This window comes from Mesorhizobium sp. CNPSo 4661, from assembly GCF_057784215.1.
This window is the reverse complement of the sequence record NZ_JBWGIO010000014.1, coordinates 113,999-137,449: the sequence shown is the minus strand read 5'-3', so window position 1 is coordinate 137,449 and position 23,451 is coordinate 113,999. Positions and strand designations below refer to the sequence as shown.

Sequence of the window (23,451 nt, the reverse complement as noted above, 5' to 3'; positions counted from 1 at the left end):
ACGCACCATCGGAGATCAAACATGACCAGCGCCAACACCGGCACCGAGGTGGGCAGCTTCGCCAGCCGCTTCAATCTGCAGCAATATGTCGTCTATCTCGGCTTCCTGGCGATCTTCCTGTTCTTCGCCTTCATGCTGAGGGACGGCGGCTTCCTCACAGTGCGCAACCTCTCCAACATCGTGCTGCAGACGGCGCCGGTGACGATCATGGCGATCGGCCTGGTCTTCGTCATGTCGGCCGGCGAGATCGACCTTTCGATCGGCTCGATCGTGGCGGTGGCGGCGCTCGCCGCCGCCGTCACCATCGCCTCCTATGGCATGGCGGCGGGCATCGCCGTCGGCCTGGGTGCCGGTATCCTCATCGGCCTCATCAACGGCGCGCTGGTCGCCTATGTCAGGCTGCCGTCGTTCCTGGTGACATTGGCGACGATGGGCCTGTTCGCCGGCGTCTCGCGCTCGATGACCGACCTGCGTTCGATCTCGGTCACCAACGAAGCCTTCACCGGTTTCTTCGGCTCGGGCTCCCTGCTCGACGTACCGTCGCTGATCTGGTGGACGGCCATCGCCATCGCCATCGGCCACCTCGTCTACCGTGAGACGCGTTTCGGCGCGCATGTGCTGGCGACCGGCGATAATGCCCGCGCGGCGAGCGTTTCGGGCATCAGCGTGCCGAAAATCAGGCTTGCCGTGCTCACCATCAGCGGCGGGCTCGCGGGGCTTGCCGGACTGCTCTACGCAGGCCGCCTGCAGGCGGCGAAATACACGCTTGGCGAAACCGATCTGATGACGGTCATCGCCGCCGTCATCGTCGGCGGCACGCTGCTCAATGGCGGCAAGGGCTCGATCGTCGGCGCGCTCGTCGGCTCGTTGATGATGGGCATGTTGAACAATGGCCTGATCCTGATGGGGCTTTCGGTTTCCGACCAGATGATCGTGCGCGGCCTGATCATCCTCACCGCCGTCGCCGTGTCGCTGCGCGACAAATCCCGCTGAAGGAATCGACCCATGTTTCTCGACGTTCTGCGCCGCCGCAACCCCGCCTTCATCGAAGCAGCGATCGGCCTTCACCAGCAGGGCAAGCTGCCGGCCAACGCCTATGTGCTCGATCTCGATACGGTCGAGCACAATGCCAAGGTCCTCAGGGACGAAGCCGACCGGCTCGGCCTGAAGGTCTTCGCCATGACCAAGCAGGTCGGACGCTCGAGCTCGTTCTGCAAGGCGGTGATGCGCGGCGGCATCGAACGCGCGGTAGCGGTCGACATGGCCTGCGCGCGCGCCACGCACAAGGCCGGGATGAAGCTTGGCCATCTCGGCCATCTGCAGCAGATCGCGAAATTCGAAGCCGATGCTGCGGCAAGGACGTTCAAGCCGGATTACTGGACCGTCTTCAACGACACCAAGGCCGAGGAGGCAGCCAAGGGCGCCAAGGCCGCCGGCTATGTCCAGAACCTGCTCGCCCGCATCGCGGCGGAAGGCGACATTTTCTACCGCGGCCATGAAGGCGGCTTCGACGCCGGCGAGGTTGTCGCAATCGCCAACCGGCTCGATGCCGTTCCGGGCGGCCGCTTCGCCGGCATCACCACCTTCCCTGCCCTGCTCTTCGACCATGCCGCGCGAAAGGTTTTGCCGACGCCCAATCTGGCGACACTGAGCAAGGCCGCCGAGGCGCTCGCCAAGGCGGGCCGCAAGGAGATCGAAATCAATGCGCCGGGCACGACGTCGAGCGTCATGCTGGCCGCGCTGGCGAAAGCCGGCGCCACGCAGTGCGAGCCCGGCAACGGCCTGCACGGCACCACGGCGCTGCATGTCATGGAGGACCTGCCGGAATTGCCTGCCGTGCTCTATCTCACCGAGGTCTCGCATCTGTCGGGCGGCAAGGCCTACTGCTTCGGCGGCGGCTTCTATATCGACCCGATCTTCCCGGACTATGACGTCAAGGCGATTGTCTCGGCCGAACCGACCACCGCCGCTTCCGCGCTCAAAAGCGTCGAGGTGCCGCCGCCTTCGGCGATCGACTACTACGCCATGATCGACGCCTCCGGCGCACGTGCGCCGAAGCCCGGCGACAGCGCCGTCTTCGGCTTCCGCGGCCAGGCCTTCGTCACCCGCGCCTATGTTGTCGGCGTCTCCGGCATTTCGAAGGGCAATCCGAAGGTCGAAACCATCGAGAACGGCTTTGGCGAACCCTATGCCTGGCCTGTCTAGAGCATGATCCCGAACCGAAGGACCGCGTCAGCGAAAAGTGGAAACCGGTTTTCGGACAAGATCATGCTCCAACGAAGGAGAATGCGATGAGCGCGCCCATCCTGCAGCTTCAGGACATCCGCAAGAATTTCGGCGGCATCACCGCGATCGAGAACTTCTCGCTCGAGGTCTTCCCGGGCGAGATCGTGGCGCTTGTCGGCGACAACGGCGCCGGCAAGTCGACGCTGGTCAAGATCGTCTCGGGCGTGCATCCGCCCTCCTCCGGCACGATTGCCATCGAGGGCAAGCCGGTGACGATGTCGAACGCCACCATGGGGCGCGCGCACGGCATCGAGGTGGTCTATCAGGACCTCGCGCTGGCCGACCAGCAGACCGTCTACATGAACATGTTCCTCGGCCGGGAGCCGCTGAACCGCTTCGGCCTGCTCGACCGCCGCCGCATGATCGCCGAGACGGAAAAGCTGGTGAAGGAACTGGATGTGCGCATCCCTTCCGCGCATGCCACCATCCGCGACCTCTCCGGCGGTCAGCGCCAGGGCGTGGCGATCGCCAGGGCGACGCATTGGGCAAGCAAGCTGATCCTGCTCGACGAGCCGACGGCCGCGCTCGGCGTTGCCGAGACAGCGAAAGTGGAAGAAATCGTTCTGTCGCTGAAGCAGCGCAATGTCGGCATCCTGATCATCAGCCACAGCCTCGACCAGGTGTTCAAGCTGTCGGACCGCATCTGTGTCCTGAGGCGCGGCAAGCAGATCGGCGTGCGCGAGACGAAGAAGACCGACAAGAACGAGATCATCGCCATGATCACGGGCTTGCAGCAACAGTAGCCGCGTAGCGCCTGGCCGACTTAGGCGACGAGATTGCCGCGGGCCGTTTGCGCGACCGGCTCGCCGAAATTGGCTTCGAGCCAGGCAATGGCGCTGGCGACATCTTCGATGGCGAAGCGCGCCGCGGTCTCGCCTTGCGGCTTCACGCGGATCGAAATCCCGCCGGCGGCATTGACCGTGTCGAAGCCGTTCTCGTCGGACGTGTCGTCACCGAGGAACACCGGGCGCCTGCCGGTGAACGGATCGAGCTGCATGAAGCGCCGGATCGCGGCGCCCTTGGCGGCTTCGAGGGGCATCAGCTCGACGCCGGCATTGCCGGCGATGACGCGGTAGCCTTGCGGCAACCGGCTGAGCGCTGCCTCGACCAGTTCCGTCGCCCGTGCCAGAAGCTGGGGTGCTGCTCTCGTGTGGATGGCGAGCACAGGACCCTTGCGCTCGACATAGACAGCCTTGCTTGCTAGCTCCAGCTCGATCTCATCGGCAAGCGCCGCCATATCCGCCGGCGCATCGGCGGCCTCGATCTCTCCATCCGGCAGAAGTCTGTGCTCCAGCCCGTAAAGGCCGGCGATCCTGAGCTTCAGCGGATCGAACAGATGGTCGACAGCGGCGATCGAGCGCCCGGTGATGAAGGCGAGCGCTCCGTCGAGACGATGCTCGATCGTCTGCAGCAATTGCCGCAACTCGTCGCTGACCGATACCGCATCGGGATGCGCCGCATGCTCCAGCAAGGTGCCGTCGATGTCGAGGAAAAGCGCCCAGCGGCCTTCGGGAAGCGTCGGGGTGAGATCTGCTTGACTATTCATCGGAATCCGACTGCCTGTTTGCGTTCGAACATGGAAACGACATTGTCGCCGGTGGGCCCTGCCGGCCGCTCGTATAAAGCCGTGACCCGGTCGAGGTCGCCGCGCTTCCTGAGCCGCGCCGCGTCGAGCAGCATGCTGCCGGCCCAGCGGAAGACATTGTTGTCGCGCACGATATCGCGCATGCGCCGCATGCGCTCATGTTGCTCGTCCGGTCCCATGGTCAGCGCCTGCAACATCGCCTCGCTCATCATCGCCGCGTCGTAGGGATTGACGATCAGCGCCTCCAGCAATTCGCGCGAGGCGCCGGCGAAGGTGCTGAGCAAAAGCACGCCCTGCTCGTCGTCGCGCGACGCCACGAACTCCTTGGCGACAAGGTTCATGCCGTCATGCAAGCTGGTGACGAGGCAGATGTCGGCGGCGCGATAGAGTTCGTAGACCGCCGCCTGCGAATGGTGCTCGGCGACCATGACGACGGGCTGGTAGGATTGGCCGCCGTAGCGCTGGTTGAGTTCCTCGGCATAGCGCAGGCATTCCTCATGCAGATGCTTGTAAGCCGGCAGCGTGCCCCGGCTGGGCGCCGCGATCTGCAGGAAGACGACATTGCCGATCGTTTCGGGATGACGAATGAACAGCTCCTCCAATGCGTGGAAGCGATCGAGGATGCCCTTGGTGTAGTCGAGACGTTCGACGCCGACGCAGAGCTTGGCGTCCGCCGGAATGTTGAACCGCCTGCGAACACGCGCCCGGCACTCCTCGACGCTGGGCAGGGCTTTCAGGAGCTCGGCCGGCCATTCGATCGAGATCGGATAGGAATGCACCAGCGTCACCTGGCCGCCATAGGACACTGCGGCGTCCGCCCGCTCGATGCGGCTTTCCATGAAGCGGTCGACGCTTTCGGTGAAGTTGTTGGCGTGGAACTGAGTGTGGAAGCCCATGATGGAGCTGCCGAGCAGGCCGTCGAGGATGCGCTCGCGCCAGGGGCAGATGCTGAACACTTCCGAGTTCGGCCAGGGGATATGCCAGAAGGTGATGACGATCGCCTCGGGCAGCCGCTCGCGGATCATGCGCGGCAACAGCGCGAAGTGGTAGTCCTGGACCAGCACGATCGGTCGTTCGTTACGCGCCTCGGCAACCACCGTCTCGGCGAATTTGCGGTTGACGGCCTCATAGGCCTCCCAGTCCGACTCGCGAAAGATCGGACGCGTGAACGCGATATGGCAAAGCGGCCACAAGCCCTCATTGGCGAAGCCGAGATAGTAGCCTTGATATTCGTCGTCGCTCAACCAGACGCGGCGCAGCGTGTAGGACGGATTTTCGGGCGGCACTTGCACGCGATCGTTCCTGTCCACCACCGTCCGGTCGGCGCTGCCGCCGCCATAGGCGATCCAGGTGCCGCCGCAAGCGCGCGTGATCGGCTCCAGTGCCGAGACCAGCCCGCTCGCCGGAACGACGAGTTCGACGCCGCCGTCCTTGGTTTCGTTGTGGATATAAGGCTCGCGATTGGACACGACGATCACCTGCGCATCCGGCAGTTCGTCGGCGAGGATCTTGCGCAGCGTATCCGGGGACCATGTGACCAGAGCCGCGTCGACGGACTGCCCGTTCTTCTCGAATTCGCGCAGCACCTTGCGCGCGGTCTCGGCGGCGAAGTCGTCGCCGGAAGCTTGCGAAGCAGCAGCCCTCGAATGGTGACGACGCCGGGATACCGAAATGAAGATCGCGAGAGCGGAAAGTCCGAGGCTTGCGAGAATAAGGACCAAAAACAGGTCAACGCCATATTGTGTCATTGAAACGCCAGGTTGCCTCCGGCTGTCGCTCTTTGTTTTTCGTTCTTGCCTGCTGCGGACGGGCAGACCGGTTCAGGTGTGCAACGCACAAACCGCCGGTCGGTTCCGACATTTTCCGATTGTTGAACGCGGACTTGCGACGCCTTCTTCTAAGTCCGCACGATAAGCGGCACCTGGCCTTCATGACGATCGGAGAGGAAGGCGGCGACACGGTCGCCTACCCGCTGGAAGGTCAAATCGACGGCCTTGTCACCGACGCTCAGATGCCGGAGCACGAGGGTGTCGATGCCGATCGGCAGCCTTGGGCGCGTGACATGCAATTCGCCTTTCCAGCCATCGATTTCCAGGCCCAGACAGGCCTGCATCAGCATGAAGGTGGAACCGGCCGACCAGGCCTGTGGCAGGCAGGCGACGGGATAGGCGATGGGCGCTTCGCCTGGGGCCCGAGCGAACCCGCAAAACAGTTCTGGCAGCCGCATGTTGAAATGCACGGCCGACTCGAAAGTGCCGCTCATCAGCCGCACCACGCTGTCGCGTTCACCGTAACGCGCGAGGCCGACGCCGCAAAGCGCCGTGTCATGCGGCCAGATCGAGCCGTTATGGTAGGACATCGGGTTGAAAAACACCGCATCGTCGGCGAGCGTCCTCAAGCCCCAGCCGGAATGGAAAGACGCCGACAGCAACTGCTCGGCGACCAGCTTGGCGCGCTCAGGCTGCGGCAGCCCGACGAAAAGCAGGTGTCCCGCATTTGATGTGCGCACCTTGCAGGGCTGGCCCTCGCCATCGATGGCCAGTGCATAGAAATTCATGTCGTCCAGCCAGAAGTCGCGTTCCACCGCGACCCGCATTTCCTCGGCCCGGTTTTCCCAGTGCTCGGCGTCGGCGAACTCGCCGCGGCGGCGCGCCAGCGCGGCCAGGCCGCGGAAGGCGGCAAACACATAGCCCTGCACCTCGACCAGCGCGATCGGCCCCTTAGGGATGCGCCCATCGGCATGGAAGACGGAGTCAAAACTGTCCTTCCAGCCCTGGTTGGCGAGACCGGATTCGGCGGCGCGCTGGTAGGTGACGAAACCGGTGGCGCGGCTTGCCTCCTCCGTCCATTCGGCGGCGGCCTTGAGCGATGGCCAAAGCCTGTCGATGAAGGCCATGTCGCCAGTGCGGTCGGCATAAGCAGAAGCCAGATGGATATAGAGCGGCGTGGTGTCGACGCCGCCATAATAGCGGCCGAAAGGAAGCTCACGCAGCGCCGCCATCTCGCCCTTGCGGGTCTCATGCATGATCTTGCCCGGCTGGGAATCACTGAAGGGCGAGGTCTCGGTCGCCTGGTGCTCGGCCAGAAAGGCAAGCACGCCGCGCGCCAGGCCCGGATTGAGCCAAAGCATCTGCAGGCTCGAGATCACGCCGTCGCGTCCGAACGCCGTCGAGAACCATGGAATGCCGGCATAAGGGTAAGGCCCGGTGGAAAGCTCGGTGGTGAGCAGCGCCACATCGGCGCGGGCGCGCTCGACCCAATCGTTGAAGACGCGACCCGAGCTGTGCACTGTGGCGCCGTGCCTGCGCTTGGCGCGCATGCCGAAGCGGGCTCGTGCCGCCGCGGCGCGGAAGCGGTCGCGGTCGGGCGCATCGGCGATCTCCGGGCCAACCTCGATATAGAGCACCTTTTGACTGCGCTTGGTCACCGCGACGAGGAAATCGGCGCGGTTGTCGCTCAACTGGTCCGGCGCCTGCGAAAAGGAGATCGCGGAAAGCCGCGGCAGGCCGTCCAGACCGTCATAGCCGAGCAGCACCGAAGTCTTGTCGGTCTTGGCGACATGCGTCGTACCGCGCTTCACCCGCGTCGAGCCGCGCACTTCGAACATGTCGCGAAAATCGGCGGCGAAGTGCAGCGAGGCGGTGATGGTGGAATGCTCGCGGCTGTAGTTGGAAAGCGTGATCCGCTCGAACAACCTGTCCTGCCAGATGAGCCTGACTCGCTCGATATGGATCGCGCCCTGCGGGATATCGCGCCCGCCGGCACTCTTGATCGGCAGGTTGGTCAGGTTGGACGTGAACAGCACATTGTCCTGGCTGAGCGATGCGCCGAGCAGCGACATCTGCCTGCCGCCGATGGTCAGCCGGAATTCGGACAGCACTCGCGTGTCGTCGCGGAAGAACCCGTCGCCCGCCCCCCTGATGTCGCCATAGGCATCGGCGACGGCGAAGCAGTCGCCCTGTTTGAGGGCAAAAAGCCGGTGCGGTTCCCGCGGCGCCGTCTCGTCAAGCGAGGAAAGGGCCACGGCAGGATCGAGCTTGCGCTCGTCGAGCTCCGTCATTCGTCACCTCTTCGTTTGCCCCGCCCTGGAGCATGACGCCGAAAAGTGTGAAGCGGTTTCGGACGACATCATGCTCTATCTCGTAGATTGGCGCAGTGAAGGTCAGGAGGCCTTGGCCTCCGGCATGCCGGTCAGGCGCATATAGGCAGCAAGATAGTCGCGCGCCATTCTTGTCGCCGAGAACCGCTTCTCGAGGACGGCTCTCACACGCCGCCGGTCGAGATCGAGAAGTGCTGGCATCGACGCTACCGCATCGTCTACACTGTCCACCACGAAACCGGTGACGCCATTGTCGACGATCTCCGGCAAGGCGCCGTTGTTCCAGGCGATCACCGGCGTGCCGCAGGCCATGGCCTCGATCGCGACGAGGCCGAACGGCTCCGGCCAGTCGATGGGAAACAGCAGGCCTGCCGCATTGCCGAGAAACTCAGCCTTCTCGTCCTCGGTGATCTCGCCGACATAGTCGATGCGGTCACCGTCGATGAGCGCCTCGATGTTATCGCGGAAATAGGCGCGGTCGTCGTCGCCGATCTTGGCCGCCAGCTTCAGCTTCAACCCGGAACGCCGCGCGATCTCGATGGCGCGGTCCGGCCGTTTGTCGCGCGACAGGCGTCCGAGGAAGGCGAGATACGGCTCTTCCCCCTGTGGTTCGCAGGTCGGCCGGTAGGCATCGAGCGGTAGTCCGTGATGGATGGTGGCCAGCCAGTTCGCGTCCGGCAGGCCGCGCTTCTGGCTCTGCGAAATCGAGATCATCGGGAAACGCGGAAAGCGCTTATAGGCCGGCGCCAGGTCGACATAGTCGAGCCGGCCGTGCGGCGTCGTCACCGTCCGTCCCGCGATCTCTTCGAAGAACGGGAAATGCAGGAAGTGGCTGAGATGGAAATGGATGACGTCGAACTCGTCGGCGCGCTCGCGCACATCGGCGAGCATGGCCAGATGCGCAGCGATCTCCGACTTCTTCGGCCGCGCGTCGAGGCGTATTGCCTGGTCGCGTCCAGGCACCAGCCGCGCCGACGTCTCGCTATCGCCGCTCGCGAACAGCGTCACATCATGGCCGAGCTCGACCAGCGCTTCGGTGATGTAGAAGACGATCCGCTCGGTCCCGCCATAGAGTTTCGGCGGCACGGATTCATAAAGCGGCGCGACATGGGCTATGCGCATCTGGTCCCTCGGCTGTTGATGCGAGGCAAAATGCGTCAGCCGCGAGATCGTTCCTGCCCAATTGGTCGCGGGGCACGATCGATATCCGCTCGACAGGGCATGACAGGTCGGCCAGGGCTTTCAACCTCGCCTCGTTCTAAAAGTGATGCCTAGCGCTAAGTAATTAAATCAACTTGATTTTCTGAAGTAGCAATCTACAGTTTCCGTGACTGGTAAGTACCGAATGACCCTCAAGAAAGCCATCTCCGGCACTAACCTCGAGCAGGCGAAATCGCACAACCGGCGTGTGGTGATCGAAACGATCCGCACCAACGGCGCGCTGTCGCGGGCGGCGATTGCAAGGCTGACGGCGCTGTCGTCGCAGACCATCTCCAACATCGTCGAGGAGTTGGAAACGGCCGGGCTGCTGCGCCCTGAAGCAACGCTGAAAGGCGCGCGCGGCCAACCCGCCGTCCCCTACTCCATCAACCCGGATGGCGGTTATTCGATCGGCCTGCAGCTCGACCACCAGCTGGCCGTCGGCGTCGTCACCGATCTCTCCGGAACCATGCGCGCCCGCATCGAGAGACATGTCGACCGGCCGACGCCCACGCAGGCCATGCCGCTGCTTGCCGGGATATCGAGCGACCTGATCGCAACGTCCCGGCTCGACAGGGCGAAGCTGCTCGGCATAGGCATGGCGATGCCCGGGCCGTTCGGCGTCGAAGGCATGACGTCGGTCGGCCCAACGGCGCTCCCCGGCTGGCATGATTTTCCGGTGGCCGACGAACTGGAGCGGCTGACAGGTATCGCCGTCACCGTCGAAAACGACGCCACCGCGGCGGCTATCGGCGAGCGGCTTTATGGCGTTGCCCGCAAGCTCGGCAGTTTCGTCTACCTCTTCATCGGGACAGGCCTGGGCGCCGGCCTTTTTCTCGACGGCCATCTCTACAAGGGAAGCCGCCACAATGCCGGCGAGATCGGCCACATCATCGTCAGGCCGGGCGGCCTGCCCTGCGACTGCGGCAAGCGCGGCTGCCTGGAGCGCTACGTTTCGCTGCGCGCGGCCTATGACAGGCTCGACCTGCCGGATCCCGACCATGCCTCTCCCGACCTGCTGGAAGAGCTTTTGGCAAAGGGCGACAGCCGTTTCGAAGCCTGGCTCGCCGAGGCGGTCGATCCGTTGCGGCAGGCGATCGATATCCTGGAAATGGCGCTCGATCCCGAGACCGTCGTGCTCGGCGGCTTCATGCCGCTGCCGGTGATCGAGGCTTTGGCCAGCCGACTCGAACCGCTGCATCTCTCTGTGAGCTCGACCAGCGCCCGCATGACCCCGCGAGTGCTGGTCGGCGCCGCGGGCAAGGACACCTCCGTGCTCGGCGCCGCGGCCTTGCCGATTTTCTCGGAAACCAACCCGCAATTCGACGTGCTGCAGAAGCCTGTGAGCTGATACATGGCAGTCCACCCGATCATAAAATTTCCCGATCCCCTGCTGCGCGCGGTCGCGGATCCCGTCGAACGGTTCGACGTCGAGCTGTTCCGTCTCGCCATCGATCTCCTCGACACCATGTATGCTGCGCCCGGGATTGGTATCACCGCCCCGCATATCGGCATTTTGAAACGTGTGGTGGCGATCCAACTTCCTTCCTCCTCCAAGTCCGGGATTTTTGTAAATCCGTCGATAGTCGAGGCGTCGACCGAAATGATCCGCCATGCGGAAGGCAGCGTTTCGATGCCCGGTGTGACGGAGGATATCGAGCGGCACGCCCGCGTGCGGGTTCGCTATCAGGATCTCGAGGGCAAGGAGCGGTTCGAGGACGCCGAGGGTCTGCTGGCGGCCTGCCACCAGCATGAGATCGACCAGCTCGACGGGCTCTTCTGGACGCACAGGCTGTCACGCTTGAAGCGCGAGCGCCTGATCAAACGCTACGGCAAACTGCGGGCATCCTAGATTGCTGAGGCTACGCACTCGTCTGACGGCCGGTGACGCGTTCGAACCCGAGCAGCGGCAGCAGAAGGTGAAGGCGGAGATCAGCACGAAATGCGCGACCGTCTCGGCGGCCGAGTTCGGCCACGACTCGCGGCTGGTGCCGATTGCGATCGACGCGCCGGAGACGCTGATGGACGAAGCGCAGATCTGCCTGCGCGAACGCAGCGGCGGCAAGCTGGTGCGCGCCTTCCTCGACATTGAGCCTGGCTTTTACGTGGATCCGGGCGCCGCTGCGGTCACCCGCCACACCGTGTTGCCGACATCGTCGGCAATCAGCAGCGCGCCGGATTTGTCGACGGCAACGCCGACCGGACGGCCTCTCGCCTCGCCCTTGTCGTTGAGGAAGCCGGTCACGACGTCTTGCGCCATGCCGTTTGGATGCCCGCCGCTGAAAGGCACAAAGACCACCTTGTAACCGTTGAAGCGGGAGCGGTCCCAACTGCCATGCTCGCCCACAAAAGCGCCGCCGCGATAGGATTGCGGCAGGTTGCTCGCGGTGTAGAAGGCAAGCCCGAGCGGCGCGACATGCGAGCTCAGCGCGTAGTCCGGCGGGATGGCCTTGGCTACCATGTCCGGCCGCTGCGGCATGACGCGCGGATCGACATGCTGGCCGTAATAGCTGTAGGGCCAGCCATAGAAGGCGCCGTCCTTCACCGAGGTCATATAATCCGGCACGAGGTTCGGCCCGAGCTCGTCGCGCTCATTGACCACGGTCCAAAGCGCCTTGCTTTGAGGCTCGAAGGAGAGGCCGTTTGGATTGCGCAACCCGCTGGCGAAAATGCGCGAGCGGCCGGTGGCGCGGTCCACCTCCCAGATCGCGGCGCGGTCCTTCTCGGCCTGGATGCCGTTCTCGGTGATGTTGCTGTTCGAACCGACGCCAACATAGAGCAGCGAACCGTCAGGGCTCGCGACCAGGCTCTTGGTCCAGTGGTGATCGATCGGCCCGCCGGGCAGTTCCGTCAGCACCTTGCCGGGCGCCGTGATCTTGGTGTCGCCCGGCTGGTAGGGATAGCGCACGATCGCGTCCGTGTTGGCGACATAAAGGTCGTTGCCGACCAGCGCCACGCCGAAGGGCGAGGTGAGATGGTCGAGGAACACGCCCTGGTAATCTGGCTCGCCGTCGCCGTTGGTGTCGCGCAGGAGCGTAATGCGGTTGCTAGGCCCGGTGTCCCCGCCGGAGGTGACCCAGCCTTCGACCCAGCCCATGACGATATCCTTCGGACGCTTGGCCGAGGCCTCGGGAGGCGCCTTGGATTCCACCACCAGAATGTCGCCGTTGGGCAGCACGTAAAGGGAGCGCGGATGCTGAAGCCCCTTGGCCAAGGCCTCGATATGCAGGCCTTGCGCGACGGTCGGCTTTTCGTCGTTTTTCCAGCCGACCACCGAGGCCAGATGCATCGGCGGGAACAGGTACTGGTTTATCTCCGGCAGCTTCGGATTCGGGCCGATCTGGGCATTCGGATCGGTGTTGTCGTCGCTGCAGCCGGCAACGCCCAGGGCCATCACGCAGCAAAGCGCCGCGGTCGTCCATTTGATCGCGCTGTCAAACCGTCTCATCGGCCACTCCTACATGATGGCGATAGACCAGCGCCCAGCCGAGCCAGCCTGTGAAGATCAGGATCACGACCACCAGCGCCGACAGGATCAGCCCGGTCGGCACGACGGATGTCCATGCGTCGCGCGTGTGGATCAGCATGTTGAAGAAGGAAAGGACAAGCACGACGACGTTGCCGGCCATGTGCAGCCATGCCGTCGGCTGAGCACGTATCTTGCGGCCCCCAAGAAAGTCCGTAAGCCCGGCGATGGCGGCCAGGATACCGACGATGACACCCACGGTCAGGAGCCAGGCCGAGAAATTGGCCCAGGTCATTTCAGCTGTCCGCCAGTAGGCGATATCGGTGAGCAACGTTCCGACGAAACAGGCAATCGGGATGGTGACGAGCATCGGGTGTATGGGATGGCCGGCTATGCTTGCCGTGGATCGCGGATTGTCCATGCGAACGCTCCTTTCCGCGCTGCGGTCGAAACTCAACAGCGCGAAAAGGCGAATGTTCCGGCGAAAATTCGCGCGCTCACCAGAAGGTGAACGCCCGATTGTCAGCCATGGCGGGCGCGGAATAGGCCGTGAGGTGGCCGGGCGAACATTTTGCGGACGACAATCACCCAAGCCGGCCGGCATGCCATTTCAGGTGATCGTCCATGAAGGTCGAGATGAAATTATAGGAGTGGTCGTAGCCCTCCTGCATGTGCAAGGTCAGATCGATCCCTGCTTTCTTGCAGGCCTCTTCGAGCAGCCATGGCCGAAGACCCTCCTGCAGGAAGCCGTCCGCCGCGCCCTGGTCGACGAAGAATTCCGGAAAGCGCTTCCCATCCTCGATCAGCAGCGTCGCATCATAGGCGCGCCAGCTCTTTTCGTCCGATCCGAGATATCTTTCGAAAGCAGGCCGCGACCAGTTGGCCGTCGACGGCTGCACGATCGGCGCGAAAGCCGAGCAGCTCCGGTAGCGTTGCGGATTCTTCAGCGCGATGGTCAGGGCGCCATGTCCACCCATCGAATGGCCGAAGATGGCCTGGCGCGACATGTCGACCGGAAAATTGGCGGCAACGAGCGCCGGCAATTCCTCGGTGATGTAGGAATACATGCGGTAATTCTTCGCGTAGGGCTCCCGCGTCGCATCGAGGTAGAAGCCGGCGCCGCAGCCGAACTGCCAATTGTCCTTCTCGTCGGGAACGTCGGCGCCACGCGGGCTGGTGTCGGAGCACACGATGACGAGCCCGAGCTCGGATGCCAGCCGCCGGTACTCGCCCTTGTCCATGACGTTTGCATGCGTGCAGGTGAGGCCCGACAGGTACCACAGGACCGGAAGCGGCCCGTCCTTGGCCTGCGGCGGCACGAAGACGGCGAAGGTCATGTCGCAGGCGCAGACGTCGGAGGTGTGCGAGTAAACGCCCTGGACGCCGCCATGCGATTTGGAGGTGGAAACGACCTTCATCAACTCTGCCTCTCGTCAGGAAATCCTGACCCGGCATAACCGCCGGGCACGATCGGCGCAACCTGCCGCCTCGGCAAACCGGATGGACGGCGCGATGAGGCTTGCGTCCGGTTAGCCCGCCGGAGCGATCAAGTCCGGGCCGGTCGCATCGACGCTCGATACCGCGCCGTCGAGCTACCGGCCGCCATGATTGGATACCCAGATCCCGTCCGCGCCCTCCCCAATCGCGCTGCATCATCCGGATGTAGGACGCCCTTTTAGCTTTCCTTGTTTGAGGTCGCCCTCGGCGGGAGTAATAGTCGCGTCGGAATTCGTGAGGAGGAGACGATGACGCTGAACTTCGACCCGAGGGCGAAGGCCACCACCCTCTACCATGGCGAATTCCGACCGATGTTCATCGCCGGCAAGTGGGTCGCGGCGCAGTCCGGTGAGGTGATGCAGGCGCTGAACCCGGCGACGGGCGAAGTGCTGGCGACCGTGCCGCGTGGTTCGGCCGCCGATATCGACGCGGCGGTGGCCGCGGCGCGCGCGGCCTTCGAGGGGCCTTGGTCGAAATTCTCGCCCTACGAGCGGCAATGCGTGCTGTTCAGGATCGCCGACCTGTTCGAGAAGCATTGGGAAGAGCTCAGCGTCTCCGACACGCTCGACATGGGCCTGCCGATCACCCGCACGCTGGCCAACCGGCGCCGCGTCATCGGCATGCTGCGCTTCTATGGCGGCATGGCGACCGCGCTGCATGGCGAGGCGATCGACAATTCCATGCCCGGCGAGATCGTCACCTTCACCCGTCGCGAACCGGTCGGCGTCGTCGGCGCGATCATCCCCTGGAATGCGCCCACCGCAGCCTCGATCTGGAAGATCGCGCCGTCCCTGGCCACCGGCTGCACCATCGTGCTCAAGCCGTCGGAAGACGCATCGTTGACGCCGCTTTTGATCGCCAAGCTGATGCAGGAGGCCGGCGTGCCCGACGGCGTCGTCAACATCGTCACCGGAACCGGCGCCGAGGCCGGCGCGCGGCTCGCCGAGCATCCCGATGTCAACAAGATCGTCTTCACCGGCTCGACCTTGACCGGCCAGGCCATCGCCCGCGCCGGCGTCACCAACCTGAAGCGCGTTTCGCTGGAGCTTGGCGGCAAGTCGCCGATCATCGTGTGCCGCGATGCCGATATCGACAAGGCCGTGCCGGTCGCGGCGATGGCGGTGTTCGTACATTCAGGCCAGATCTGCATCGCCGGATCGCGCCTGTTCGTAGCGCGCGAGATCCATGACGAGTTCGTGCGCCGGGTCGCCGAGTTCGCCGGCAAGCTGCGCATCGGCCACGGCATCGAGGCGGAGACGGAAATCGGGCCGCTTATCAATGCGAGGCAGGCCGGCAAGGTCGAAGGCTACATCAAGGCGGGCAGCGACGAAGGCGCCCGGCTGGTCGCCGGCGGCTCGCGGCTGAAGGGCGAGCTCTATGACGGCGGCAACTTCATCGCGCCGACCGTCTTCGGCGCGGTGTCGGACAAGATGACCATCGCGCGCGAAGAGATCTTCGGACCGGTCATCTCGGCGATGCCCTTCGACACGCTGGATGAAGCCGTCGCGCGCGCCAATGCGACGCCTTATGGTCTGGCGGCTGGTATCTTCACCACCAATCTCGGCACCGCGCACAAGCTCGCGCGCCGCGTCAAGGCCGGCTCGGTCTGGGTCAACATGTACCACGCCATCGACCCGGCCGTGCCGTTCGGCGGCATGAAGATGTCCGGCTATGGCCGCGAAGGCGGCGTCGAGCATCTGCACGAATATCTGGAAACGAAGGCGGTCTGGATCCAGACCGACTAATGCATGTCGCGCAAAAGTGACCTCGGTTTTGCGGCAACGACATGCATCAAACAAAGGACCTAAAGCGCGTCGCCTGAATCCGTTTCAGCGCGATGTGCTTTACGGGGTATGCCGATATTCAGATGAGGACGGCCTGCAAATCGCAGTGACGCCGAGGAAAGGCCGGCGCAGGCGATCCACGAAATCATAGACGCGCAGGAACTCGTGATCGTTCATCCGCACACTCTCCTTCCCGGGAGGAAGGATACGCCGATCAGGTGGCCCGCGGCAGCTTTTGTCCAATTTGGACGAAACTGGCCAGCTTCAAGTCCCCGCTGTCTTGGGAGCCAGGACGAAATCCCATTCGACGGACCAGAACGGCGCTTCGAGACCGAGCTCGCTCGCCTTTTCCCGGTCGGTGACTTTGATGAAATCGGCGATCAGTGAATCCTTGACCCCGAAGACGGCGTCCTCGGCGAGGTAGCGGCAGTCGGGCGCGAAAATGTGGGTGATGACCGGGTCATAGCCCGGCGCGCTGACGATGTAGTGCACATGCGCCGCGCGGTTCGGATGACGCCCGAGCGCGGCGAGCATCTTTCCGACGGGTCCGTCGTCGGGGATCGGGTAGTAGCGTGGCTTGACCGAACGGTACCAGTATTCGCCCTTCTCGTCGGTGGTGAAGACGCCGCGCAGGTTCCAGCCGGGCTGCACGTCCTTCTGCTGGACATCGTAGAAGCCGTCGTCATTGGTCTGCCAGACGTCGATCAGCGCGCCGGCGATCGGCTTGCCTTGCGTGTCGAGCACGCGCCCACGCACCACCATCGGCTCGCCCTTGCCGTCGAGGCAGATGTTCGCGCCGTGCTCGTAGCGCGGCGCCTCGGGCACATAGAACGGCCCGAGGATGGTGTTTTCCGTAGCGCCGTTCGGGCGGCGGTGATTGATCGCGTCGACGAGCATGGAAACGCCGAGCGTGTCGGAGAGAAGGATGAACTCCTGCCGCCAGTCGGAGCACATCTTGCCGACATCGGTGAGGAACTTGATGCCTTGCAGCCACTCCTCATGCGTCGGCTCGATCTCCTTGACGGCGGCATGCAGATGTTTGACCAGCACACCCATGACCTCCTTCAGGCGCGGGTCGACATCCGGTCCCATGCGCGCGTTGACCACGTCGACCGAGGTCTCTTCCTCGAAATAGGGATATTTCGGTCGAGCGGCGTCCGCGATGCCTGTCATGGCGATAACTCCTCCAGGGACATTCAGCTTCTCAGGCCCGCGGCCGCTCGCCGGCATAGGCGCGCGCGATAAGAGCGCGGATCGGTTCTCGCTCCAGCGCCCGCGGGTTCCAGTAGGGATTGGCCAGCGCGCGGTCCGTCGCTATGTCGATCCCGTCGGCCGGCATGCCTATCTCGGAGAGCGCGCGCCTGGCGCCGATCCTGCCCGCGAGATCGTAGAGAGCCATCGCGGGATCGTCCGTCTTCAGCACCGCCCGCAAGGTTTGCATGACGGCCGGAACGGCAGGCGCATTGTAGGCCAGCGCATGCGGCAGCACGATCGTGTGGGTCTCCGCATGCGGCAGATCGAAACTGCCGCCCAGCGTATGGCAAAGCTTGTGATGCAGCGCCATACCGACCGAGCCGAGGCAGATGCCGCAGAGCCAGGCGCCATAGAGCGCCTTGGAGCGCGCATCGCGGTCATGCGGCTTCTCGGCGATGACCGGCAAGGCGCTCACCAGTGCGCCAATGGCCTCGGTCGCCATCAGATCTATCACCGGATTGCTTTCCCTCGCATAGAGCGCCTCGACGGCATGGGCGATGGCGTTCATGCCGCTGGTTCCCGACAAGGAAGCGGGAAGCGTCATCGTCAGGTCGACGTCGTAGATGACCACTTCCGGCAGCACCCTCGGGCTCGATTGGGTGACTTTCACGCCGTCCTTCGTCTCGCCGAGGATCGGCGTCATTTCCGAGCCGGCATAGGTCGTCGGCATCACGATCTGCGGCAGGTCGGTGCGCAAGGCGATCGCCTTGGCGAGGCCCGTCGTGGAGCCGCCGCCCACCGCAACCAGCCCGTCGGCCTTGAGTTCCGCCACGACCCGCAGCGCGTCCTCGGTCACCGACACGGGCGTGTGCATCGTGGCCCCGGCATAGACTCCGGCCGCCGCACCGCCGAGCGATCCGGCAAGACGCCGGGCGTTGGCCTCCTGCGGCGGCGTCGCCAGCACGAGCACGCGTTTCAACCCCAGACGGTCGATCTCCTGCGGCAGCCTTGCGATCGTACCCGATCCGAAGACGACGCGTGCCGGCTGGCCGTTATAGACAAAGCTTTTCACTTGAGCCCTCCTTCCGTCAGCCGCGATTGTCGACGCGCATCAGGAAGGGATTAATGCTGACGCTCTGCCAGACATTGGCGGCATTGAATGGGTCGCCGGCGTTGAATGCCTTCACATCCTCGATGCTCTCAGCGGAAAAGACGAAGAGCGAGCCGATCATGGTTGCGCCGTCCGCCGCGACCAGCGGCCCGGAGATCACGGTCGCGACCGAGCCGGCGGCAAGATAGGCCTTGTGGGCATCGTAATTGGTGAGCCGGCGCTGAAGCGCATCGGCATGGTCGAGACAGTGGACGGCAAAGAGCAAGATAGTTCTCCCGGGCAGGCGCGACGCTTCATCGATCGTCGCTAAGTTCTACTCCTCCCTGCCGGAACTTAAACCGGTGCCTGTCGAACAGGCCGCTGAATTGGTCCAAAATGGACAGATGCCGGCCGATGCGGTCCCCGAATTGTTCGCCGCCGGAAATGGATATCGGCCAATTGCGTCGTGCCGTCGGGGGACAAGCGCGGCCGCGAGGTCGCCGTGGTCTCAGGCGATCCGCTGCTCGAACTGGGCGATCTCCGCGCTCTTGCGCAGGCCGGTCGCGACGACGGACACGCGGAACTTTCCCGCCAGGGCCTGGTCGAAGATGGCGCCGACGATGATGTCGGCATCGGCGTCGACTTCCTCCCTTATCCGCGTCGCGGCTTCGTCGACCTCGAACAGCGTCATGTCCATGCCGCCGCAGATCGACACGAGCAGTCCCCTGGCGCCGGACATGGAGGCTTCATCGAGGAGCGGGTTGGCGATCGCCGCCTCGGCCGCGATCTTGGCGCGCCCCTCCCCGGAGGCCTCGCCGGTTCCCATCATCGCTCGGCCCATATCCCGCATCACCGACTTCACGTCGGCGAAATCGAGATTGATCAGGCCTTCCTTGACGATGAGGTCCGTAATGCAGCCGACACCCGCATAGAGAACGCGGTCCGCCATGGCGAAGGCGTCGGCGAAGGTGGTCCTGGCATCGGCGACCCTGAACAGGTTCTGGTTCGGGATGACGATCACGGTGTCGGCGCTCTCGCGCAGACGTTCGATGCCTTCCTCGGCGGCTTGAGTCCTACGCTTGCCTTCGAACATGAAAGGCTTGGTGACGACGGCCACCGTCAAGATTCCCGCATCGCGCGCCGCACGCGCGATCACGGGCGCCGCACCCGTCCCGGTGCCGCCGCCCATGCCCGCGGTGATGAAGCACATATGCGTTCCCGCCAGATGATCCATGATCTCGTCGATGGATTCTTCCGCGGCAGCACTTCCGACCTGGGGCAAGGACCCGGCGCCCAGGCCCTCGGTCACATGCGCGCCAAGCTGGATCAGCCGCGACGACTTCGACATGGTGAGCGCCTGGGCGTCGGTGTTGGCGACGACGAACTCGACGCCCTGCAGTCCCTCGGCGATCATATTGTTGACGGCGTTGCCGCCGGCGCCGCCGACCCCGACAACGGTGATCTTGGGTCTCATCTCCAGGATTTCCGGCTTGGCGGTCATTTTTTCATCTTTCTAGCGAAAGCACCCGCTGCTCCGCCGCGCGACTATGCGGAAACCGGAGCAACGAGCACACGAATCAGGTGATCCCCACCAACCGCAGGGAATCAGAGCGGGGGCCTCCCTGCAAGGTCCGCTGACATTCTGCAAGCGCAAACGCCCCTTCCAAGCGCTGGAAAGCGCCTAGGCGCTCGACTGAGTCGAGCCGACGTCGTTGCAGGAAATCTATTGCGTCACCGAAGTCGAGGTGCCCCAGGTGTCCGACAGCACGTAGCCTTGCGGATAGGGATCCGTCGGATCGAGATAATAATGGTGCTCGCCCGTGATCCAGGCCCTGCCCGTTATCTGGGGCACGATCGCCTTGCGCCCAGCGACTTCGGTGAGTTCGAGGATCTTGCCGGTGAAGCGCGAGCCGATGATCGATTCGTGGATCAGCACCTCGCCTTCCTTCATCTGGCCCCGCGCCTGTAGCACCGCCATGCGGGCCGAGGTGCCGGTTCCCGTCGGGCTGCGGTCCGAGCGCCCCGGCGAGACGATGCAGGTGTTGCGCGTGACCTTGCCCGGCCCCTGGAACGGCATGGCGAACTGCACGATCGACACGCCGCGCACATTGTCGAACTGCGGATGCACGACATCGAGCTGCTCGCGCGCCGCGCGGCGGACCTTCTCGCCGGCCACGGCCAGCTCGCGGGCCTCGTCGGGCGTGACCGAGAAGCCGAGCGCGGGCGCATCGACGATCGCGTAGAACATGCCGCCATAGGCGATATCGACCTTGATCGTGCCCAGCCCTTCCACCTCGATACTGGCATCGAGGCGCTCGGCGAAGGCGGGGGCATTGCGCAGCGTGATCGACAGGCATTTGCCGTCGCTGCATTCAGCGCGCACCTCGATGACGCCGCCCGGCATGTCCAGCTTGAAGCGCGTCTCCGGCTCCTGCATCGGCACCATGCCGGTCTCGAGCAACACCGTGGCGACGCAGATCGTGTTGGAGCCGGACATCGGCGGATATTCGGTCGGCTCCATGATGATGGCGCCCGCGGCACAATCCTCGCGCGTCGAGGGCACCAGGAGATTGACATGCCGGGCAACGCTGCCGCGCGGCTCGCAGATCAGCATGCGCCTGATATGGTCGTGGTCGCGTTCCATCGTGATCATCTTTTCCATCATCGTGCGGCCCGCGGGCGGCAGCACGCCGCCCACGATGACATCGCCGATCTCGCCCTCGGCATGGCAGCCGACGACGCGGATGCTGGTTTTCGTGCGCATTGTTTCTCCCTGTCGATCGCGACTATCCGCATCGCAAGCGGTAGCGTTCCGGACAAACTGATCAATCTGCGCGCCAGCCTCAAGGAGAATCCGAGAATGACCGCCAATGTTTTTCCGGCTGCTTGCCGGCGCATGACGAAATGGCGGAAAACCCTTCGGAAGTGGCGGGACCTTGCGCCGTGAACGCCGGTCCTCTGCGGCGACCGGGCCACCTCGGCGCGCAAGGCTGAGAGACCACCCGTGATATCGGCCGGCGGTCCCTTGACGCCGCCATAGAGCGCTCCCGTGTCGGCGCTATCCGTCCGCCAGCGCCGTCACCTCACGCCGGAAAGGCAGCGCGTCGCCGATATCGGCTTCGTCCAGCTCGCGGGCGAAGCGATGGCCGGCATAGGTGGCCCAGGCGATCGGCCCTGGCGCTTGCGCATCGCCGATGACCTTGACCGAACGGATGCCATTGTTGGCCCATTCGTTTTCCCGGGCCTTCAGTGCGCGCCAGACGTCGTCCTCCTGATTGCGCGACGTGACCAGGACGACGGCATCGGCGGCCATGTCCTGTTTCGCGCCGGTGTAGACGCAAGCCGTCGCGACACCGCCCGAAACGACGCTCGTGACGGTCCTGTTCAGCACGATGTCAACTCCGAGCTCCGCCAGGCGACGGTGGATGGCCCCCTGCTCCAGCGTATTGCGGGTCCAGTCCGAGACATAGGCCGAAGGTGTCACCAGGGTCACCTTCGCGCCCCGGCGCGCCATCAGCTCGGCCAGCACACCGCCCATGTAGTAGTGGTCGTCGTCGAACAGCACGACATTGCCGCCCGGCACCTTGCCGTCCATCAGATCGTCGGGCGTGTAGACCGGCATCGCGGCGTCGATCGGCATCGGCACGATATGGGCGCGCGCGACGCCGTCGCGCCGCCAGGTCGATCCGGTGGCGATGGCGACATTCTGGAAGCCGAAGGACAGGATGTCGTCCGCCGACAGCCGGCTTTCGAAGTAGATCTCGACATTGGGCATCTGGCTGAGCTGATACTGCCTATAATCGCGCACTCGGCCCCAGGCCGAGAGACCCGGCAGCAGGCACTCGCGTGCCACGCGGCCGCCAAGCTCGGTGCCCGCTTCCGCAATGGCCACCTGGTAGCCGCGCAGGCCGAGCGCGCGGGCGGCCTCAAGTCCGGCGGGCCCGGCGCCGACGATCAGAACGCTGTCGCTGTCGCCCTTGGCCTGCATGCGCTCCGGATGCCAGCCCTTGCGCCATTCCTCCATGAAGGTCGGGTTCTGCGTGCAGCGCGAGATCGACATCGTCATGTCGCCGGTGATGCAGATGTTGCAGCCGATGCATTCGCGGATGTCCTCGATACGTCCCTCCTCGACCTTTTTCGGCAGGAAGGGATCGGCGATCGACGGGCGGGCGCAGCCGATGAAATCGAGCGTGCCCGATTTGATCATCCTCACCATCACGTCCGGCGAGGTGAAACGGCCGACGCCGACGACCGGCTTCGAGGTCAGCTTCTTGATGCCGGAGACCAGGCTCTCCTGCGCCGCCTCTTCCTTGAACCGCGACGGCCCCGAGCAATCCTCCCAGGCGCCGTGCGCGAGGTCCCATAGATCGGGCAGCTCGGCATGCATCTCGATCATGTCGCGGACTTCCGAATTGGCGAAGCCAAGCTCGCCGATCATCTCGTCCAGCGACAGCCTGAGCGTCAGGCCGCAGGTGTCGCCGATCGCGTCGCGTCCTTCCTCGATCAGCTCGCGCATCAGCCGCGAGCGGTTCTCCAGCGAGCCGCCATATTCGTCGCTGCGCTGGTTGGTGGCGGTGGACAGGAAATGCTGGATGATGCCGAAGCCGTGCGCGCCGTAGAGGCACACCAGGTCGAAACCCGCCTGCTTCGCGCGCTTGAAGGCATTGCGGTGCCAGCGGCGCAGGTCGCGGATATCGTCTCTGTCCATGGCGCGCGCCTGCACCGGATCGTTGGTGAAGGTGCGGATCGGCAGCGCCGACGGCCCGCGCGGGACCTCCTTGGTGTAGAGGTTGGGACCGTTGATGCCGGAATAGGCGAGCTGGATGCCGGCGAGCGCTCCATATTCGTGCATGGCCTTGGCCATCTTGGCCAGCGCCGGGATATCGGCGTCGTCCCACAGGCGCAGCTCGATGAAGGGCGTGATCTCGGAGGTGTGGTGCATCTCCGTCTGCTCGGTGAAGATGACGCCCCATCCGCCTTCGGACTTCATCCGGCGCATCTCGGCCGCGGCCGACGGATCGCGATAACCGCCGCCATTGCAATGAGGAACCTGGTAGAAGCGGTTCTTGGCCGTCACCGGTCCGATCTTCATCGGCTCGAACAGAATGTCGTAGCGTGGGTCGCGCATGGTGCTTCCTTCCTGTCGGCTCGGCGCTGCCTAAAGCATGATCCCGAAAAGTGGGAACCGATTTTAGGAAAAGATCATGCTCCAACAAGGAGACTACTCATAAGTTGGCACCGGCGCGGGAA

19 protein-coding genes and 1 pseudogene are annotated in these 23,451 nt (G+C 64.3%); 7 read left to right on the top strand and 13 right to left on the bottom strand.

Annotated features, from left to right (window positions below):
- The first annotated feature begins 21 nt into the window (after window positions 1-21).
- From AC0YKC_RS21995 to AC0YKC_RS21985, 3 genes are all read left to right on the top strand, one after another.
- Window positions 22-993, top strand: a complete 972-nt coding sequence (locus AC0YKC_RS21995) for an ABC transporter permease (protein ID WP_434723477.1) — start codon at window positions 22-24, stop codon at window positions 991-993.
- Between the two features lie 12 nt (window positions 994-1,005).
- Window positions 1,006-2,205: an alanine racemase gene (locus tag AC0YKC_RS21990; RefSeq protein WP_488512527.1), complete on the top strand. Its 1,200-nt coding sequence runs from the start codon at window positions 1,006-1,008 to the stop codon at window positions 2,203-2,205.
- A gap of 86 nt (window positions 2,206-2,291) precedes the next feature.
- Window positions 2,292-3,029 carry an ATP-binding cassette domain-containing protein gene (locus tag AC0YKC_RS21985; protein WP_320297121.1) on the top strand — a complete coding sequence of 246 codons (738 nt, stop codon included), beginning with the start codon at window positions 2,292-2,294 and terminating at the stop codon, window positions 3,027-3,029.
- A 20-nt stretch (window positions 3,030-3,049) separates the two neighbouring features.
- On the opposite strand, the gene otsB is transcribed toward AC0YKC_RS21985, so the two are convergent.
- The 4 genes from otsB to AC0YKC_RS21965 form a co-directional block, all read right to left on the bottom strand.
- Entirely contained in the window at window positions 3,050-3,832 is a 783-nt protein-coding gene (otsB, locus tag AC0YKC_RS21980; RefSeq protein WP_434723478.1) for a trehalose-phosphatase, read from the bottom strand.
- Window positions 3,829-5,619: an alpha,alpha-trehalose-phosphate synthase (UDP-forming) gene (locus tag AC0YKC_RS21975; RefSeq protein ID WP_488512526.1), complete on the bottom strand. Its 1,791-nt coding sequence runs from the start codon at window positions 5,617-5,619 to the stop codon at window positions 3,829-3,831. Before AC0YKC_RS21975 ends, otsB begins: the two co-directional genes overlap by 4 nt.
- 149 nt (window positions 5,620-5,768) lie before the next feature.
- Entirely contained in the window at window positions 5,769-7,931 is a 2,163-nt protein-coding gene (locus AC0YKC_RS21970; RefSeq protein ID WP_488512525.1) for an amylo-alpha-1,6-glucosidase, read from the bottom strand.
- Window positions 7,932-8,033: 102 nt separating this feature from the next.
- A complete protein-coding gene (locus AC0YKC_RS21965; protein WP_488512524.1) occupies window positions 8,034-9,092 on the bottom strand; it encodes a glycosyltransferase family 4 protein in 1,059 nt (352 codons plus the stop codon).
- 223 nt (window positions 9,093-9,315) lie between these two features.
- Between AC0YKC_RS21965 and AC0YKC_RS21960 the strand changes: the two genes are divergently transcribed.
- The 3 genes and pseudogenes from AC0YKC_RS21960 to AC0YKC_RS21950 all read left to right on the top strand — a co-directional run.
- Entirely contained in the window at window positions 9,316-10,521 is a 1,206-nt protein-coding gene (locus AC0YKC_RS21960; protein ID WP_488512523.1) for an ROK family transcriptional regulator, read from the top strand.
- Between the two features lie 3 nt (window positions 10,522-10,524).
- On the top strand, window positions 10,525-11,022 hold the full coding sequence (locus tag AC0YKC_RS21955; RefSeq protein ID WP_434723482.1) for a peptide deformylase: 498 nt from the start codon (window positions 10,525-10,527) through the stop codon (window positions 11,020-11,022).
- Between the two features lie 100 nt (window positions 11,023-11,122).
- Window positions 11,123-11,260 (top strand): annotated as a pseudogene (locus AC0YKC_RS21950) (LysR family transcriptional regulator); the annotation flags it as partial.
- An 11-nt stretch (window positions 11,261-11,271) separates the two neighbouring features.
- On the opposite strand, the gene AC0YKC_RS21945 reads toward AC0YKC_RS21950, so the two are convergent.
- The 3 genes from AC0YKC_RS21945 to fghA form a co-directional block, all read right to left on the bottom strand.
- Window positions 11,272-12,564, bottom strand: coding sequence for a PQQ-dependent sugar dehydrogenase (locus AC0YKC_RS21945; protein ID WP_488512603.1), 1,293 nt, complete (start codon window positions 12,562-12,564; stop codon window positions 11,272-11,274).
- A gap of 40 nt (window positions 12,565-12,604) precedes the next feature.
- Window positions 12,605-13,057: a DUF2231 domain-containing protein gene (locus tag AC0YKC_RS21940; RefSeq protein ID WP_320297128.1), complete on the bottom strand. Its 453-nt coding sequence runs from the start codon at window positions 13,055-13,057 to the stop codon at window positions 12,605-12,607.
- 163 nt (window positions 13,058-13,220) lie between these two features.
- Window positions 13,221-14,054, bottom strand: a complete 834-nt coding sequence (gene fghA, locus AC0YKC_RS21935) for an S-formylglutathione hydrolase (RefSeq protein ID WP_488512522.1) — start codon at window positions 14,052-14,054, stop codon at window positions 13,221-13,223.
- A 327-nt stretch (window positions 14,055-14,381) separates the two neighbouring features.
- Between fghA and AC0YKC_RS21930 the strand changes: the two genes are divergently transcribed.
- Complete coding sequence (locus AC0YKC_RS21930; protein ID WP_488512521.1) at window positions 14,382-15,878, top strand: aldehyde dehydrogenase family protein; 1,497 nt, start codon at window positions 14,382-14,384, stop codon at window positions 15,876-15,878.
- Between the two features lie 303 nt (window positions 15,879-16,181).
- Here the strand turns inward: AC0YKC_RS21930 and AC0YKC_RS21925 are convergent, their stop codons facing one another.
- From AC0YKC_RS21925 to AC0YKC_RS21900, 6 genes are all read right to left on the bottom strand, one after another.
- Window positions 16,182-17,090 (bottom strand): intradiol ring-cleavage dioxygenase, encoded by a 909-nt coding sequence (locus AC0YKC_RS21925; RefSeq protein ID WP_488512520.1) that lies wholly within the window; start codon window positions 17,088-17,090, stop codon window positions 16,182-16,184.
- A 31-nt stretch (window positions 17,091-17,121) separates the two neighbouring features.
- On the bottom strand, window positions 17,122-18,183 hold the full coding sequence (locus AC0YKC_RS21920) for a maleylacetate reductase (RefSeq protein WP_488512519.1): 1,062 nt from the start codon (window positions 18,181-18,183) through the stop codon (window positions 17,122-17,124).
- A 16-nt stretch (window positions 18,184-18,199) separates the two neighbouring features.
- Entirely contained in the window at window positions 18,200-18,487 is a 288-nt protein-coding gene (locus AC0YKC_RS21915; RefSeq protein ID WP_488512518.1) for a YciI family protein, read from the bottom strand.
- A 222-nt stretch (window positions 18,488-18,709) separates the two neighbouring features.
- Window positions 18,710-19,702: a cell division protein FtsZ gene (gene ftsZ / locus AC0YKC_RS21910; protein WP_320297134.1), complete on the bottom strand. Its 993-nt coding sequence runs from the start codon at window positions 19,700-19,702 to the stop codon at window positions 18,710-18,712.
- A 222-nt stretch (window positions 19,703-19,924) separates the two neighbouring features.
- Window positions 19,925-20,965 carry a proline racemase family protein gene (locus AC0YKC_RS21905; RefSeq protein ID WP_488512517.1) on the bottom strand — a complete coding sequence of 347 codons (1,041 nt, stop codon included), beginning with the start codon at window positions 20,963-20,965 and terminating at the stop codon, window positions 19,925-19,927.
- A gap of 294 nt (window positions 20,966-21,259) precedes the next feature.
- Complete coding sequence (locus AC0YKC_RS21900) at window positions 21,260-23,329, bottom strand: oxidoreductase (RefSeq protein WP_488512516.1); 2,070 nt, start codon at window positions 23,327-23,329, stop codon at window positions 21,260-21,262.
- Window positions 23,330-23,451 lie beyond the last annotated feature (122 nt).